The sequence below is a fragment of the Pseudomonas sp. SD17-1 genome (assembly GCF_029201585.1).
GTDB classification, from domain to species: Bacteria; Pseudomonadota; Gammaproteobacteria; order Pseudomonadales; family Pseudomonadaceae; genus Aquipseudomonas; species Aquipseudomonas palmensis.
The window spans coordinates 1,701,378-1,716,934 of record NZ_CP104044.1 but is presented as its reverse complement, the minus strand read 5'-3'; the positions used below and the strand labels follow the sequence as shown (position 1 = coordinate 1,716,934).

Genomic DNA, 15,557 nt, shown 5'->3' with positions numbered 1-15,557 from the left:
AACCCCGGGGGCGGCTGAGCGCCCCCGGGTGGGTAGTGCGAGAAAGGGTCAATCAGAGCCGGTTGAACAGCCCGAGCGCGGCCAGCTTGCTGAAGGCTAGTTGCGAGGCTTGCAGCATGTTCTGCTGAAGCGTGAGACGGATCATCGTCTCGGCAGGGTCGGCGTTACGGATCGAGTTCTGCGTGATCGTGTTGGCCGACTGCAAGGCTTCGTTGGTTTCTGCCTGCACATCCAGTGCCGCACCGCGCCCACCGATGGAGCTGATGGATTCGGCGATCTTGTCCGCTGCACTGGCCAGGTTGGAGATAGCCGAATCCATCGACGCGAGGAAGTTGCGGCGGGCTGCCGGATCGTTGTCGACAGGTGTCAGCAGCGCGGTGCGCAACTGATGGATGGTGTCGAGCACGTTCTGGTTCTGGTGGTTGTTGACCTGCACCGAGTACTGGTCGCCATCTTTGGGCGTGCCACTGAAGGTGAAGTCGACGCCGGCCACGCGGGTCGGGCTGACGGTGGTATCACCGCTGCCCACAGGACGGCTGTCGGCGGTCATAGGCTGGGCATACACGTCGAATGTGGTGTCGCTGGTGAACTTGACGATCGCACCGCCACCGGGGAACGCAGCGTCGTATTTTGCCTTGTCCGCGATCGACAGGCCGCTGAGCTGGCCGTCGGGCGACACGTTGCCGGGGCTGCGGGTGCCGGTGATTTCGTCGGGCTTGGAAGCGAGGGTGAACTCGTGCCCGCGCACCGCGTCGTCAGCGGCGGTGGGGTCGGTCAGCTCGTCGCCCTGCAGGCTGACTTCCATGCGGATGTCGACGCCGCGGAAGTTGATGGTGGTATTGCCGCCCTTCGGGTTGAAGACCCCGCCATTGGTGGCCTCCAGGGTACGGTCGACGTTGTTGACGTCGGTGATCTTGAATTCGGTGGCGCTGACGAATTCGATCTTGTACGGCTCGCCGCTGCGGAACAGGTCGTTGTAGGTCGAGCTGCCGGAGACCTGGCCATTGGACAGGTTGACACGCACGTCGGCCGGGTTGGCAGGCGCGGTCATGGTGGTCTGGCTGCGGCTGGTGTTCAGCGCCTTCTGGAACACGTCGTAGCCGGTCTCGTTGGTGGCCACGCTGAGCATGTCACCGACCTGCAGGTTGGTGGTGCTCTGGTCGCCCTTGTACGAGTAGGTGCCATCGGCATTGCGTTCGAACGGCTGGGTGTCACCACGCGAACCCGAGAAGATGTACTTGCCGTTCTCGTCGCGGCTGTTCATCAGACTGAACAGTTGCTCTTCGAGCTGCGACAACTCCTGCTCGTTGGCCTTGCGATCGTTGTCGGTCATGTTGCCGCTGCCGGCGCCGATCGCCAGCTCCTTCACCCGCGACAGCACATTGGTGATGCTGTTGAGGGTGGCCTCGGAGGTGCCCAGGCTGGAGCGTGCACTGGAGATGTTGCCACTGTACTGGGTGATCAGGTTGTTCTGCTGTTCCAGTTGCAGCAGGCGCGCGGCACCGACCGGGTCGTCCGCGGCGGTACGTACGCGCAACTGGTCACTGGCCTGCTGCTGGGACTCCACGGCCTTGGCGAAGTTAGCCTGATAGTTGGAGGTGCTGGTCTGGTAGAACTGGGCGGTGGAAATGCGCACGATCTACGACTCCTTAAAGGCTGTTGATCAGCGTGGTGAAAATTTCCTGCGCGATCTTGATGATCTGCGAGGAGGCCGTGTAGTACTGCTGGAACTTGATCAGGTTGCCGGTTTCTTCGTCCAGGTCGACGCCGGACACCGAAGCGCTGGCGGCTACCGCAGACTTCTGCAGGGCGCCGGTGGCCTCGGTATCGAGCTTGGCCTGGGCCGCCTTGCCGCCGACGTTCTCCACCAGCTTGCCGTAGGCGTCGGTCAGGCTGATGCCCTTGCCGTTGGGGCCGACGTCGACGGTGGCCTTGGTCTGCAGATCGATCACCGCCTGGCCGTTGCGGTTGTCGGCCGAGCCGGCACCGGTCATGCCCACCGTGTAGTTGTCGCCCTGCTTGGGCGAACCGGCCACGGTCATTTCAAAGGTGATGTTCTTTTGTGGCGTACCCACCGGGTTGCCGCTGGCATCGACCATCGGCACGTTGATCTGCAGCTTGTTTTCCTGGCCCGGAATGATAGTACCGCTGCCGATTTCATCGCCCTGGGCGTTGTGGATCTTGTAGGTCTGCGGGTTGGTGCTTTCATCACCGAACACCAGCTTGACCGGCGTCGAGTACTTCAGGCCGTTCTGCAGCTCGATGCGCTGGGCCGAGTCGTAGATGTCGATCATCGAAGTCAGGTTGGGCTGACCGATGATGCCGGTGCCCTGGTTGCCTGCACCGCTGGTGCCGGTCAGCGGCGCCGCCAGCGCGATGCGCTTGGGGTCGGTGAGCACGGTGTCGAGGCTGCCCGCGGCGCCGCGGGTCGGGGTGATCTTGAACGAGTCGCCCTTGCTGGGCAGGCCACCGTTCATTTCCAGGGTGAAACCGTCGATCACCGGCGGTGGCGTCTCGTCCAGCTTGTAGGAGCCCACTGCAGTGCCACCCGGGAGCCGGGTGACGGTGTAGTTGTTGTCGTCGGTAAAGGTCACCTGGTAGTCGCTGGTGGTCAGCTTGCCGGTGTCCTTGATGTTTACGTTAAGGCTGCCGGTGGCGGCGTTGTTGCCCGCCTTGGCGATGCTGCGCTGGGCCATCATGGTGGCGTTGTTGATATCGTTGAACAGGGTCGCGCCGAAGTCACCGTTCTTGTCGATACCTTGCGCCAGCTGGCTGTTGATCCGGTCGGCCACCACCAGGGCCACACGGCCGAGTTCGTTGAGCGCCGGTTCCAGCACATCATTGCGGTAGGTGATCAGGCCGCCGATCTCGCCACCGCTGACGCTGTTGGTGATATCGATCTTGGTGGTGCCGCGGTTGAGCACCAGGTTGGAACGGGTCGGGTCGGTCGGGCTGTTCACCGTCTCGAGGGTGTTGGTGGTCTTGCCGAGCACCAGCGACTGGCCGTTCTTGAGGTACACGTCGAGGTTGCCCTCGCGCTCGACCACATCCACGCCCACCAGGTTGCTGAGCTGGCGCACCGCTTCGTTGCGCTTGTCGAGCAGGTCGTTGGGGCTGCCCTGCAATGACGACACGCGTGATATCTGGTCGTTGTAGTTGGCAATGGTGGCCGTCAGGTTGTTGACCTGGGTGGCCATCGACGACAGGTTGCCGTTGATGTTGGTGTTCTGCTGGTTGAGCTGCGCGGCGATGGTGTTGAAGCGCTTGCTCAGTGCCTGGGCGCTGGTCAGCAGCAACTGGCGCGAGGCGTCTTCGGTCGGCTTGGCGCCAGCGCTCTGCAGGGCGGTGAAGAAGCTCTGCAGGGCGCCAGTGATACCGGTGTCCTTGTCCGACAGCAGCTTGTCGGTGGGGCTGACCTGGTCGAGAAAGGCGTTGGCCTCGCTGCTCAGCGAGTTGGTGGTACGCAGCTGGTTTTCCAGGAAGTTGTTGTACACGCGGCGCACATCGGCCAGCGTGGTGCCGGTGCCGATGAACACCTGGCCTTCGCGGATCGAACTCTTGGAGTTTTGAATGTTCTGCTGGCGCGAGTAACCAGCGGTATCGACGTTAGCGATGTTGTTACCCGTGGTGTGCATGCCCGATTGGGCAGCGCTGGCACCGGATAAGCCGATATTGATCAAACTCGCCATAATTCAAACCTTATAGTTTCGTTGTAGTAGCGACAGCTGCGTAGCTCTCGTACGACTTCATCTGTTTTGCGATCTGCGAGATCTTGCTGGCGTAGTCCGGATCGGTTGCATACCCGGCCTTCTGCAGCTCTCGCACAAACTGTTCAGGCTTATCGGCCGCATTTACCGCATCTTTATAGCGAGCATTGTTTTGCAACAAGCTCACCAGGTCGTGGAAGCTGTCCTGGTAGGAGTCATAGGAACGGAACGCAGCGGTTTCCTTGACGAACTGCCCGTCACGGAACTCGCTGGTGATCGCACGTGCCTGATCGCCTTTCCAGTTGCCGGTGGCCTTGATGCCGAACAGGTTGTGGCTGCTGCTGCCATCGGCCTGGCGCATCACCGATTTGCCCCAGCCGGTTTCCAGGGCGGCCTGTGCCACCAGGTACCGCGGGTCGATGCCGATACGCTTGGCGGCCTGCTCGGCCATCGGCAGCATGGTGGTGACGAACTCGTCGCTGGAATCGAACGCGCGCTTGGCCGGGGCCAGTGGCGGCTGCGCCACGGCACGTCCGTAGATACGCATCGAGCCCGGCGCGGCAAAAGTCTGGGCCGGGGCCCAGTCGCCCTTGACCAGCGCATCGGTCATGGCCGTGGTGCGCTGCGGCAACGCGGCGGTATTGGTGGTGGCTGGCGTTCCATCTGCCGACGGCACGATACCGGCCAGCAGGCGATCGGTGAGCTTGCCGGGCAATGCCAGGCGCCGCGAATTGAGCGCCGCCATGTCGTTGCGGTGGCTGGTGCTGGCGGCATCACGCAGTGGCTCGGCCACCTTGGTCGCCCACAGGCTGCGCTGCTGCAGATCGACCCGCGGGAACGGGCTGCTGGCCGCCGCTGCAGCGTTGGTGGCCTTCTGCTTGGACAGCTGGCGCATCAGCACATCCTGCAGGCCGATGCCGCCGCCCTCGCGGGACATGCTCACCGCCAGCTGCTGGTCGTACATCTGCTGGTACTGCTTGGTGGTTTCGGTATTGAGCGGGTTGTCCTTGGCCAGCACATCGCTGGCCGAGCGCATCGACTTGAGCATCTCGTTGAGGAACAGCGACTCGAATTCCTGGGCGACCTTGCGCAGGTTGGCGTCGCTGTCGCGATCACCCACCTTGAGCGAGTTGAGGCGGTTGAGGTCGGTGTAGGCACCACTGTCGGCGGCACTGATGCCGCTTTTAGGCATATCCATGACCAGCCCCTCAGATCACGATCAGGTCGGCTTGCAGCGCGCCGGCCTGTTTGAGGGCTTCGAGAATCGCCATCAGGTCACCGGGGGCCGCGCCCACCTGGTTGACCGCACGCACGATCTCGTCGAGCGTAGTGCCCGGCCCGAACTTGAACATCGGCTTGGCTTCCTGCTCGGCGTTGACCCGCGAGCGCGGCACCACTGCCGTCTCGCCATTGGAGAACGGGCCGGGCTGGCTGACGATCGGGTCTTCGGTGATGGTCACGGTGAGGCTGCCGTGGGTGACCGCCGCTGGCGATACCTTGACGTTCTGGCCGATCACGATGGTACCGGTACGCGAGTTGATGATGACCTTGGCCACTGCCTGACCGGGGTCGATCTCGAGATTCTCCAGGATCGACAGGTAGTCGACGCGCTGGCTCGGGTCCAGGGGCGCGGTGACGCGCACCGAGCCACCATCCAGCGCCTGGGCCACACCCGGGCCGAGCAGTTCGTTGACCTTGTCGACGATACGCTTGGCGGTGGTGAAGTCGGGGCGATTGAGGTTAAGGGTGAGGCTGTTGCCCTGGTTGAAGCCGCTCGGCACCGAGCGCTCTACCGATGCACCGCCCGGAATACGCCCGGCCGATGGCACGTTGACGGTGATCTTGGAACCATCACGGCCCTCGGCATCGAAGCCGCCCACCACCAGGTTGCCCTGGGCAATGGCGTACACGTTGCCGTCGATACCCTTGAGCGGGGTCATCAGCAGGCTGCCGCCGCGCAGGCTCTTGGAGTTGCCGATGGACGACACGGTGATGTCCACCACCTGGCCCGGCTTGGCGAACGCCGGCAGGTCGGCGTGCACCGACACTGCCGCGACGTTTTTCAGTTGCACGTTGCCCGAGCCCGGCGGCACCTTGATACCGAACTGCGAGAGCATGTTGTTGAAGGTCTGCAGGGTGAACGGGGTCTGGGTAGTCTGGTCACCCGTGCCGTTGAGCCCCACCACCAGGCCGTAGCCGATCAACTGGTTGGTACGCACGCCGGAAATGCTGGCGATGTCCTTGAGGCGCTCGGCATGTACGCCGAACGCGGTGGACAACAGGACAGTCGCGGCAATCAGCTGCTTGATGTTGAACATGATCATCCGAACCTAGAAAGGCCAAAGCGGGCTGATGAAGAAGCGGTCCAGCCAACCGGGCTGGCTGGCATCGGCAAACGAGCCGGTGCCCGAATAGGTGATGCGCGCATCGGCGACCCGGGTCGACGGCACGGTGTTGTCGGTGGCGATGTCGTCGGCGCGCACCATGCCGGCAATACGCACCAGCTCGTCGCCGGTGTTGAGGGTCATCCACTTCTCGCCGCGTACCGCGATGATGCCGTTGGGCAGCACGTCGGCCACGGTGACGGTGATCGAACCGGTCAGGGTATTGCCCTGGGCCGCCTTGCTGTCGCCCTTGGTGGCGCGGTCGCCGCTGTAGCCGGCGCTGAGGCTCAGGTCACCGTCGCCAAACGGATTGTTGGTGTTGACCCCGGCACCGAACAGCGAGGTCAGGCCAAGCTCGGCCTTGCTGTTCTTGGCGATCTGCGAGTTGGCGTTCTTGCTCGCCTGGGTACGCTCGTTGAGCGTGATGGTGATGATGTCGCCCACCCGGAACGCCTTGCGGTCGCTGTACAGGTTCTGCTCGAAACCGGCCTGGTAGATGGAGCCGTTGTTGGCCGCTGCAGGCAGGGGTGTACGCGGCAACACAGGCGCGTAGTACGGGTCGTTGGGCTTTGGCGTCGGCGCGACGCAACCGGCCAGCAACACCACCCCACCCAGGGCGAATACGGACAACAAACGGCTCATGACTCTGACCTCACGGTGTAACAGGCGCCGCATCAGCGCCCCTGGGGCTTCACTTACAGGTTCTGGGTAACGAACGAGAGCATCTGGTCGGCGGTGGAAATCACCTTGGAGTTCATCTCGTAGGCACGTTGGGTGGTGATCATGTTGACCAGCTCTTCCACGGTGCTGACGTTGGAGTTTTCCAGGGTCTGCTGCAGGGTGGTACCGAAGCCGTTCAGGCCCGGCGTGCCGATCTGCGGCGCACCGCTGGCGGCGGTTTCCAGGAACAGGTTGTTGCCCATGGCCTGCAGGCCGGCCGGGTTGATGAAGTCGGCGGTCTGGATGTTGCCGATGATCTGCGCGGCCGGGTTGCCGGCGGTGGTGATCGATACGGTGCCGTCCTGGCCCACGGTGAAGGTCTGCGCGTCTGGCGGCACGACCACGGCAGGCTCGAGGGCGAAACCGTTGGCGGTGACCACCTGGCCATCGGAGTTCAGGTGGAAGGTACCGTCACGGCTGTACGAAACGGTGCCGTCTGGCTGCAGTACCTGGAAGAAGCCGCGACCGTTGATGGCCATGTCCAGCGGGTTCTCGGTGGTTTGCAGGCTGCCGGTGCTGAAGTTTTTCTGGGTGCCGACGATGCGCACACCAGTACCCACCTGCAGACCCGATGGCAGCTCGCTGTCCTGGGTCGACTGTGCACCTGGCTGGCGCTTGATCTGGTAGAGCAGGTCCTGGAACTCGGCACGATCACGCTTGAAGCCGGTGGTCGAGACGTTGGCCAGGTTGTTGGAAATGGTGGTCAGGTTGGTGTCCTGGGCGGACAAACCGGTTTTACTGACCCAAAGAGCCGGAAGCATGCTGTTCTCCTCGTGCGCCTGTTTTACGGCGCTACGTCTGTGTAATTAGCCGATTTGCAAAACCCGAGCCATGGCTTCGTCGCCTTCCTTGGCCGTGGTCATCATCTTGACGTGCAGTTCGAATTGACGGGACAGCGCCAGCACCGAGGTCATTTCCTCGACGGCGTTGACGTTGCTGGCTTCCAGGAAACCGGACACCACCTGCACGTTGGCATCGGCATCGGCAGGCTGGCCGCTCTTGGTGTGGATCATGCCGTCCAGGCCCTTGTTGAGGGTCTTGACGTCGGGGTTGACCAGCTTGATGCGATCGACCTCGGCCATCACCCGCGGGCCTTCACCCATGGCGCGAATGCTGATGGTGCCGTCCTGGCCGATCTCGACCTTCTGCTCGGGCGGCACGGCAATCGGCCCACCATTGCCCATCACCGGCATGCCGTTGCCCGCGCGCAGCACGCCCAGGGCATCGATGTTGAGGCTGGCGGTACGCACGTAGGCTTCGCTGCCATCCGGGGCCTGCACGGCGATGAAGCCGTCGCCACCAATGGCGATGTCCAGGTCGCGGCCGGTCTCCTGCATGGCACCGGGGCTGAAATCGGTGGCAGGACGTTCGGTCATGGCATAGGCACGCGCCGGAAAGCTGTCACCAAACACCGGCATCGAGCGCGCCTGCTCCAGGTCGCGCTGAAAGCCGCTGGTGGAAATGTTCGCCAGGTTGTTGGCATGCGCCCGTTGCGCCAGTGCGTTCTGGCTGGCACCGGTCATGGCCACGTAAAGCATCTTGTCCACAGATCATCCTCCGCTGCGCTGGCGAACACTTGCCGTTCACCGCTGCTTTGCCGGTCACTCAAGCAAGTTTCAAACCAACTCTGCAAAACAGGGGTAAAGCCCCGTCAATGCGGGGGCTGGAGCACAGGCCAGCGCCTGCGCGTGCGATGCACCGTCGAAAATACGGCGCCAGCTTGCCGCTAGCGGCAAACCTCAGTTGTCACGGCAAGCGCCATTGTTGAAAGGCCCGGCAAACCGACGCCAGCCCTCGCCCGGCGAAACCTGCGAACAGACGAGCCGGCCATCGGCCTGGCTTTCCCAGCGATACCAGGCGGCCATGTCGGCGCCGACCTGCACAGCCACCACCAGCAAGGCGAAGCCCACGATTGCGAGTGCGCACTTCATTTCTACTGCCTCCGAAACAACGAACCCCTTCCGAGAAAGGGGTTCGTCCATGCTCATTCCATCAGGCGATCATCAGGTCATCTGGATGATGGTCTGCATGATGGTGCTTTCGGTAGAGATGGTCTTGGAGTTCGCCTGGAAGTTGCTCTGCGCCTTGATCAGCTCGACCAGCTCCATGGTCAGGTTGACGTTGGACGCTTCCAGTGCGTTGGACTCGATCGAACCCAGGGTACCGGTCTTCGGCGTGTCGATGCCCGGGATGCCCGAGGCGTAGGTCTCTTTCCAGCGGGTACCACCCAGCTGCTCCAGGCCCTGCTCGTTGGCGAAGCTGGCAATCGCGACCTGGCCGATGGCGCGGGACTGCTGGTTGCTGAAGCTGGCGAACATCACACCGGTGGAGTCGATGCTCAGGCTGGACAGGATGCCGGTGGCATAGCCGTCCTGCGCCTGGGACATGCGGGCAGTGTCGGTGTTGTACGACGTGGTGCTGGTCATGTTCATACGGATGCCGTCGGCATTGCCGGCCGAACCGTTGGATGCCCACTTGTCGGTGGCCTTGTCGTAGGACGCCGGCACCCAGCCTTTCATGGTGAAGTTGTTGTTGACCACGGTGAATTCGGAGCCCGCCGGGTGACCGGTATTGTCGGCAGTCATGGCCTTGACACTGCCATCAGGATTGAAGCTGATGGTGCCGGACAGTGGCTTGGTGCTGGCAGGGTCGAACGGGTTGCGACCATCGACCAGCGTGTAGGTGGTCCACTGGTTGTCACCGGTCTTGCGATAGAACTGCTCCATCGTGTGCTCGTTGCCCTGACTGTCGTAGATCTTGGTCGGGAACGATTTGGTGTAGGTGCTCTCGTCCGAAGGGTCGAACGTCTTGTTGTCCACCAGCACCGGCGGCGTGCTGTCATCCAGTACCTGCAGCGGGATCGACGGCGCCGAGGAGTTCAGGTTGATGCCCTGATCGATCAGCGTGGTGGTCTTTGGCGCCAGCGCGGAGGTGTCGATCTTCAGGTCGGTCAGCACGCCCTTGATGATCTTGCCGTTGACGTCGGCCGCGTAACCTTGCAGACGGATACCGTCCGAGGTCACCACGTAGTTGTCCTTGTTGGTCTGGAACGCACCGGAACGGGTGTAGCTCAGCGAGCCGTTGTCGCTCAGGACGAAGTAGCCCTGGCCCTGGATACCCATGTCCAGTACGTTGCCGGTGTTGTTGATGTCACCCTGACCGAACTGCTGGGAGACTGCAGCCAGACGCACCCCGTTGCCGACGGTCTTGCTGCCCACGCCCAGTTTGCTGGCCGAGTACACATCGGCGAACTCGGCGCGCGAGGCCTTGAAGCCGGTGGTCGAAACGTTGGCGATGTTGTTGCCGGTGACAGCCAGTTGCTTGTTGGCTGCATAGAGACCGCTAAGGCCGATATTGAAAGACATCTTTCCACTCCTTGTGCCGCGTTAGCCGGCTCTATATACCGATAGTTTGGACTTTGGACAGCGCAACGCTGCCCAGGCCAGCGAGGTTGAGCATCAGCTCGCCGCCGGTCTGACTGATGGTGACGCTGCTGACGGTGGCCGGCAGCAGGGTGTACATCTCGGCCGACTTGCCATCGACGGTGGTCTTGGCCGTGAAGGTGTAGGTACCCGGGTCGACCTTTTCGCCCTTCTCGTTGGTACCGTCCCAGATGAAGTCGGCATTGCCGGCCTTCTGCTCGCCCAGGTCGATGGTCTTGATGGTCTTGCCATCCTTGTCGGTGACAGTGACGGTGCCCGAAGTGATCGACTGCGGGACCACCACCTGGCCAGTGAAGCTCTTGGTGGTGTCGACCACGGCCTTGTCGGCCTGGGTGATCACCGAGCGACCGACCAGCCCGGAGGCCTGCAGCGCCTGCGAGGAACCCATGGCCCCCGTGATGGCGTTGACCGAATCGTTCAGCGAGGTGATGCCTTCGAGGCTGGAGAACTGCGCCAGCTGGGCCACGAACTCGCTGTTGTCCTGCGGGTCGAGCGGGTTCTGGTGCTGCATCTGGGTAACCAGCAGCTGAAGGAACGCGTCCTTGCCCAGGGTCTGGCCGTTGGCGGTCTTGCCGCCCAGGCCGCTTGCCGCGTTCGTATTGCTGGAGTTCTTGACGCCGGAATTGGAAATGACGTCGTTCAGGTTTACATCAGCCATAAAAAACGCCCCTTATCACTGACCCAGGGTCAGGACCTTCTGCATCATGGTTTTGGCCGTGTTCATCAGCTCGGCGTTGGTCTGGAACGAGCGGCTGGCGGAGATCATGTCAGCCATTTCCTCGACCACGTTGACGTTCGGGTAGTAGACGTAGCCGTCCTTGTTCGCCGCCGGATGGTTGGGCTGATAGCGCGCCTCGAGGTTGCTCTGGTCTTCGACCACACCCAGTACCTGAACGCCCTGCCCGGCTTCGCCCTGGTCCTGGAACAGCGACTGGCTGACGCCATTCTGGGCCTGCTGGAACGTGGTGGCGAACACCGGGTGGCGGGCACGATAGGTCTGGTCGATGCTCGAGGAAACGGTCTCGGCGTTGGCGATGTTGGAGGCAACGGTGTTCAGGCGCGTGGTCTGCGCGCTCATGCCGCTACCGGCAATGTTGAAAACGCTGGCAAGGGACATGACTTACTCTCCGCGCAGGGCTGACACCAGCCCTTTGAATTTACTGTTGAGCAGCGTGAAGCTGGCCTGGAAACCCACGGCATTCTCGGCATAGCTGGATTGCTCGAGCTGCGCGTCAACGGTGTTCTGGTCGATCGAGGGCTGCATGGGCGTGCGGTACTGCAGGGTTTCGTCACCCATCGCCAGGCCTTGGGCCTCGATGTGCCGGGTGTTGGTGCGCTCGAGGGAGAAATGGCCGTTCTTGACCTTGTCGGTCTCGGCCGCCAGCACGGACGAGAAGTCCATGTCGCGCGCCTTGTAGTTGGGGGTGTCGGCGTTGGCGATGTTGTTGGCCAGCACTTCGGCACGCTGGGCGCGAAAGCCCAGTGCCTTTTCGTGAATGCCAAGCGCTTTGTCGAAACTGATGCTCATGTCGGGGAAACCTTTGAAGGTTGACCGTAGGGTTCGTTGCCGGTGATAGAGCAAGTCCCGTGCCAAAACACAAAACCCAGCAAAGCCGGGGCTTTACCGCGCTTGCCAGCCATGGCAATGCCAGAAAAGCGGCAACGGATTTCCGCCAGACACCGGCAAAGCGGCAATTGCCTGGCAGCGGCAACCCCACCCTGCGCCCTTTTGGCGTCAAATTTTAATGTCAATTCGCTATCTCTCATCTAAGATCCGTCCCGCTCCGCTACGTGGCATCTGGCTATCACCGCACAGCCGTCATGCCACGCAGGCAAGCGCCGAATTCAATACGCTGTGTTTAAGGAATAAACCGTGACTCCTGTGATGTTTCGCAAGACCCTGCTCGCCCTGGCAATCACTGCCACCGCCCTGCCTGTCGGCGCCCAGACCATCAAGTTGACCGATGCCGGCTTCATCAGCGAGCACAAGACCTACGAAGGCAACCTCGAATTCACTGGCGCCTACACCGGCAGTGCCGCCGAGGACGCGATCGAATTCAACGGCAACCACGTCAAGGGCGACCTGATTCTCAACACCACGATCAACAGCAGCGGCAACTTTGCCGGCGGCATCGACCTGGACGCATGGGAAGACGGCAGCAGCTGGGCCAGCAACCAGATCGACGGCAACCTGATCAACAAGGGCAGCATCAGCGCCGTGGGCGGCGGCTCCAATGCCCTGATGATCGACCCGGCCACCATCAATGGCAGCGTCATCAACCAGGGCCTGCTCAGCGCCACCGGCGAACCGCTGCTCGACGGCAGCGAAATGGACGTGGCCCGTGCACTGGACTTCACCGGCACGATCAAGGGCGACCTGCTCAATGACACCACTGGCCGCATCATCGCCAAGGGCACCAGCGCCAAGGGCATCAACCTGGAAGGCGGCCGTATCGACGGCAAGCTGATCAACAACGGCCTGATCCAGGTTACCGGCAACGGCGCTACCGCCATCGACGCCACTACCAGCTTCAACGGGCAGAATGTGGACATGGTCGACCTGGCCGGCATCGTCAACAACGGCACCATCATCGCCACCGGCGATGACGCCGAAGGCATCCGTGTGGACGGCGCCAGCTTCACCACCGCCGAGCGCCAGATCGTCAACACCGGCACCATCAAGGCGACCGATGCGGCCATCGTGATCGGCAACTTCGACATCGACGTGGCCAACCGTGACGCTTTGTGGGTCGTCAACAGCGGCACGCTGATCTCCGAAGATGAAGCGGTCGATGCATCCGAAACCAACAAGACCGTCTACCTGAGCCTGCAAAACGGCAGCAAGGTGACGGGCAACCTGATCGATCTGACGTCCATCGACGTCTATGGCAACGTCGACTTCAGCGGCACCCAGGGCAACGACGGCGCCAACATCCGCCTGCGTCAGGGTGGCTGGATGAGCGTGGGCGGAGAAACCGGAAGCGCTCACCTGAACCTGGTAAAACCCCATACCGTGCTGGACGGCAGCATGACCGTAGCAGGCAACTCCTCGCTGGGGCTGAACCTGAGCACGGCCACCAACCCGAATGCAGCGGTGCTGAAGGTAACTGGCACTGCCGAATTCGAGAAAGGCTCGCAAGTCAAGCTGGCCGCCAAGGGCAGTGACTTCAACGCCAAGGGCAATACCTATCGCCTGATCGAAGCCGGCAAGATCGACGGCAACATCAACCTGGTCAGCAGCTCGGCCCTGCTCAAGGTCGACAGCTACAAAGTCCAGGGCAACAAACTGGTCGCGACCGTCACCGGCAAAGGTGCTGACGAAGTCAACCAGATCCTGGTCGGCCAGGGTGCCTCGGCCAACAGCCAACTGGCCCTGGGCAGCCTGAACCGCGACAGCATCCTGAGCAAACTGAGCGCCAACGACCCGCTGCTGCAAGCTTTCGCCAATGCCGAGGAGGCCCAGCTAGCCAAGCTGGCCGAGCAACTGACACCTGAAGTCAACGGCGGCGCCACCCAGGCAGCCACCACCAGCCAGAACCTGGTGAGCAATGTCACCGGCAGCCGTACCAGCAGCCTGCGTGGCGCCTCCTCGGGCGAAGCGTTCAAGGACACCGGCGTGTGGGTGCAGACCCTCTACAGCGATGCCAGCCAGGACCTGCGCGACGGCGTGGCCGGCTACAACGCCTACAGCCGCGGCATCGCGGTGGGTGCCGACGGCAAGCTCAACGACAACCTGACCCTGGGCCTGGCGTACAGCTTCATCAACACCGACGTCAACGGCAAAAGCGGCAACCAGACCAAGGTGGACAGCCACGCCTTCACGCTGTACGGCGGCTTCGAGCAGGGCAACTACTTCGTCGATGCCAGCCTGAGCTATGGCTTGAACGACAACGACAGCAAACGCAAGATTGCCGGCACCTCGGCCAAGGCCGATTACGACAGCGACCTGCTGGGCCTGAACGTGGTGGGTGGCTACACCTATCACATCAACCCGCAGATGCTGGTCGAGCCGCGCATTGCCGCGCGCTACAGCCTGGTGAACATCGACGGTTACCGCGAGAAGGGTTCGTCGGCTGCACTGAAGGTCGAAGACCAGCGCTACGAGGCCATCGAGCTGGGCGCAGGCCTGCGCGTTGCCGGCGAGTATCCGCTGGGCGCCGGCACCCTGCAGCCACAGGCTCGCCTGATGGCATACCATGACTTCGCGGCGGACGAAGCCAAGAGCACCTCGACCTTCCTGCTGGGTAGCACCCCGTTCGTCACCAGCGGCGCCAAGGCCGTGCGCAACAGCTACGAAGCCGGCGTAGGCGCCGACTACAAGCTGGGCGCGGTGACCCTGGGCGTGAACTACGACTACATCGGCAAATCGGGCTTTGACGCCGATGTGTTCTCGGCCAAGGTGCGTTACGACTTCTGATCGATGACAGCAGCTGCATGAAAAAGGCCGGTGTCTCGCGACACCGGCCTTTTTCGTTTCACTTGGCCTGGTAGATGATCCCCGGGCTGCACTGCACCATCTGGTAATGGTCGGGCAGCCCGTTGAGCGCCTCGGACGCCCCCAGGAACAGGTAACCGCCGGGCTTGAGCGTGCCGTGAATGCGCAGCAGGATGTCCTTCTTCACCTGGGCGGAGAAGTAGATCAGCACGTTGCGGCAGAACACGATGTCGAACTTGCCCAGGCTCGCGTAGCTGTCGAGCAGGTTGAACGAACGAAACTCGACGCGGCTGCGGATCGGGGCCTTGACTGCCCAGCGCCCCGGCCCCTTGGGGTCGAAATAGCGTTGCAGGCGCTCCTGGGACAAGCCACGGGCAATGGCCAGGCTGTCGTACTCACCGGTCTTGCAGTTGGCCAGCATCGAGCCGGACAGGTCGGTGGCGACGATCTGCGCGCCCATCTTCAATTGCCCGATGTTGCTGCGCTCGAACTCATCGATGGCCATGGAGATCGAGTACGGCTCCTGCCCCGACGAACAGGCCGCCGACCAGATGCGCAGGCGCTGGCCAGGGTTGGCCTTGATCTGCTCGGGCAAGACCTTGTTCTTGAGCACCTCGAACGGATAGTTGTCGCGAAACCACAGGGTTTCGTTGGTGGTCATCGCATCGACCACCTGCTCGCGCAAGCCGCTGCGCGGCTGGGTCTGGATCCGCTGCACCAGCTCGCTCAACGATTTGATGCCCTGCTGTTCCATCAGCTTGTTGAGACGGCTGGAGACCAGATACTGCTTGTTTTCGCCCAGCAGGATGCCACAGGCTTTTTCCAGGAAGACCCGGAATTGTTCGAAATCCAAATTACCCGTAGACAA

The 15,557-nt window shown here is 62.3% G+C and carries 15 protein-coding genes; 2 read left to right on the top strand and 13 right to left on the bottom strand.

Going from position 1 to position 15,557, the window contains the following annotated elements; genetic code table 11:
* Nucleotides 1-52 precede the first annotated feature (52 nt).
* The 12 genes from N0B28_RS07845 to flgB all read right to left on the bottom strand — a co-directional run bounded on the left by N0B28_RS07845 (nt 53) and on the right by flgB (nt 11,782).
* Nucleotides 53-1,636, bottom strand: a complete 1,584-nt coding sequence (locus N0B28_RS07845) for a flagellar hook-associated protein 3 (RefSeq protein WP_210014313.1) — start codon at nt 1,634-1,636, stop codon at nt 53-55.
* 13 nt (nt 1,637-1,649) lie between these two features.
* Nucleotides 1,650-3,689 (bottom strand): flagellar hook-associated protein FlgK, encoded by a 2,040-nt coding sequence (gene flgK, locus N0B28_RS07840; RefSeq protein WP_210014314.1) that lies wholly within the window; start codon nt 3,687-3,689, stop codon nt 1,650-1,652.
* A gap of 10 nt (nt 3,690-3,699) precedes the next feature.
* On the bottom strand, nt 3,700-4,905 hold the full coding sequence (gene flgJ / locus N0B28_RS07835; protein WP_043861789.1) for a flagellar assembly peptidoglycan hydrolase FlgJ: 1,206 nt from the start codon (nt 4,903-4,905) through the stop codon (nt 3,700-3,702).
* Nucleotides 4,906-4,915: 10 nt separating this feature from the next.
* Nucleotides 4,916-6,025, bottom strand: coding sequence for a flagellar basal body P-ring protein FlgI (locus N0B28_RS07830; protein ID WP_054915656.1), 1,110 nt, complete (start codon nt 6,023-6,025; stop codon nt 4,916-4,918).
* Between the two features lie 12 nt (nt 6,026-6,037).
* A complete protein-coding gene (gene flgH, locus N0B28_RS07825; RefSeq protein WP_043861788.1) occupies nt 6,038-6,733 on the bottom strand; it encodes a flagellar basal body L-ring protein FlgH in 696 nt (231 codons plus the stop codon).
* A gap of 53 nt (nt 6,734-6,786) precedes the next feature.
* Nucleotides 6,787-7,572 carry a flagellar basal-body rod protein FlgG gene (gene flgG / locus N0B28_RS07820; RefSeq protein ID WP_043861787.1) on the bottom strand — a complete coding sequence of 262 codons (786 nt, stop codon included), beginning with the start codon at nt 7,570-7,572 and terminating at the stop codon, nt 6,787-6,789.
* A 45-nt stretch (nt 7,573-7,617) separates the two neighbouring features.
* Complete coding sequence (locus tag N0B28_RS07815) at nt 7,618-8,358, bottom strand: flagellar basal body rod protein FlgF (RefSeq protein WP_043861786.1); 741 nt, start codon at nt 8,356-8,358, stop codon at nt 7,618-7,620.
* Nucleotides 8,359-8,550: 192 nt separating this feature from the next.
* On the bottom strand, nt 8,551-8,793 hold the full coding sequence (locus tag N0B28_RS07810) for a hypothetical protein (protein ID WP_229590460.1): 243 nt from the start codon (nt 8,791-8,793) through the stop codon (nt 8,551-8,553).
* Nucleotides 8,794-8,814: 21 nt separating this feature from the next.
* Nucleotides 8,815-10,176 carry a flagellar hook protein FlgE gene (gene flgE / locus N0B28_RS07805; RefSeq protein ID WP_043861784.1) on the bottom strand — a complete coding sequence of 454 codons (1,362 nt, stop codon included), beginning with the start codon at nt 10,174-10,176 and terminating at the stop codon, nt 8,815-8,817.
* 31 nt (nt 10,177-10,207) lie between these two features.
* Nucleotides 10,208-10,912: a flagellar hook assembly protein FlgD gene (flgD, locus tag N0B28_RS07800; protein WP_104572203.1), complete on the bottom strand. Its 705-nt coding sequence runs from the start codon at nt 10,910-10,912 to the stop codon at nt 10,208-10,210.
* A gap of 15 nt (nt 10,913-10,927) precedes the next feature.
* Nucleotides 10,928-11,371, bottom strand: a complete 444-nt coding sequence (flgC, locus tag N0B28_RS07795) for a flagellar basal body rod protein FlgC (protein ID WP_043861782.1) — start codon at nt 11,369-11,371, stop codon at nt 10,928-10,930.
* Between the two features lie 3 nt (nt 11,372-11,374).
* Entirely contained in the window at nt 11,375-11,782 is a 408-nt protein-coding gene (gene flgB, locus N0B28_RS07790) for a flagellar basal body rod protein FlgB (RefSeq protein WP_054915646.1), read from the bottom strand.
* Between the two features lie 59 nt (nt 11,783-11,841).
* Between flgB and N0B28_RS07785 the strand changes: the two genes are divergently transcribed.
* Both N0B28_RS07785 and N0B28_RS07780 read left to right on the top strand, forming a co-directional pair.
* The gene (locus tag N0B28_RS07785; protein ID WP_210014316.1) at nt 11,842-12,000 is read left to right on the top strand and encodes a hypothetical protein; all 159 of its coding nucleotides are present in this window, start codon (nt 11,842-11,844) and stop codon (nt 11,998-12,000) included.
* Nucleotides 12,001-12,139: 139 nt separating this feature from the next.
* Entirely contained in the window at nt 12,140-14,671 is a 2,532-nt protein-coding gene (locus N0B28_RS07780; RefSeq protein WP_275732040.1) for an autotransporter outer membrane beta-barrel domain-containing protein, read from the top strand.
* A 58-nt stretch (nt 14,672-14,729) separates the two neighbouring features.
* Here the strand turns inward: N0B28_RS07780 and cheR are convergent, their stop codons facing one another.
* Entirely contained in the window at nt 14,730-15,557 is an 828-nt protein-coding gene (gene cheR / locus N0B28_RS07775) for a protein-glutamate O-methyltransferase CheR (protein ID WP_043861780.1), read from the bottom strand.

Excerpts from the sequence above, each read along its gene's own strand:
- flgJ (WP_043861789.1), bottom strand. The coding sequence starts at position 4,905 with ATGGATATGCCTAAAAGCGGCATCAGTGCCGCCGACAGTGGTGCCTAC.
- flgK (WP_210014314.1), bottom strand. The coding sequence starts at position 3,689 with ATGGCGAGTTTGATCAATATCGGCTTATCCGGTGCCAGCGCTGCCCAA.
- flgG (WP_043861787.1), bottom strand. The coding sequence starts at position 7,572 with ATGCTTCCGGCTCTTTGGGTCAGTAAAACCGGTTTGTCCGCCCAGGAC.
- flgE (WP_043861784.1), bottom strand. The coding sequence starts at position 10,176 with ATGTCTTTCAATATCGGCCTTAGCGGTCTCTATGCAGCCAACAAGCAA.
- N0B28_RS07810 (WP_229590460.1), bottom strand. The coding sequence starts at position 8,793 with ATGGACGAACCCCTTTCTCGGAAGGGGTTCGTTGTTTCGGAGGCAGTA.
- N0B28_RS07780 (WP_275732040.1), top strand. The coding sequence starts at position 12,140 with ATGTTTCGCAAGACCCTGCTCGCCCTGGCAATCACTGCCACCGCCCTG.
- flgD (WP_104572203.1), bottom strand. The coding sequence starts at position 10,912 with ATGGCTGATGTAAACCTGAACGACGTCATTTCCAATTCCGGCGTCAAG.
- flgC (WP_043861782.1), bottom strand. The coding sequence starts at position 11,371 with ATGTCCCTTGCCAGCGTTTTCAACATTGCCGGTAGCGGCATGAGCGCG.
- N0B28_RS07830 (WP_054915656.1), bottom strand. The coding sequence starts at position 6,025 with ATGTTCAACATCAAGCAGCTGATTGCCGCGACTGTCCTGTTGTCCACC.
- flgH (WP_043861788.1), bottom strand. The coding sequence starts at position 6,733 with ATGAGCCGTTTGTTGTCCGTATTCGCCCTGGGTGGGGTGGTGTTGCTG.
- flgB (WP_054915646.1), bottom strand. The coding sequence starts at position 11,782 with ATGAGCATCAGTTTCGACAAAGCGCTTGGCATTCACGAAAAGGCACTG.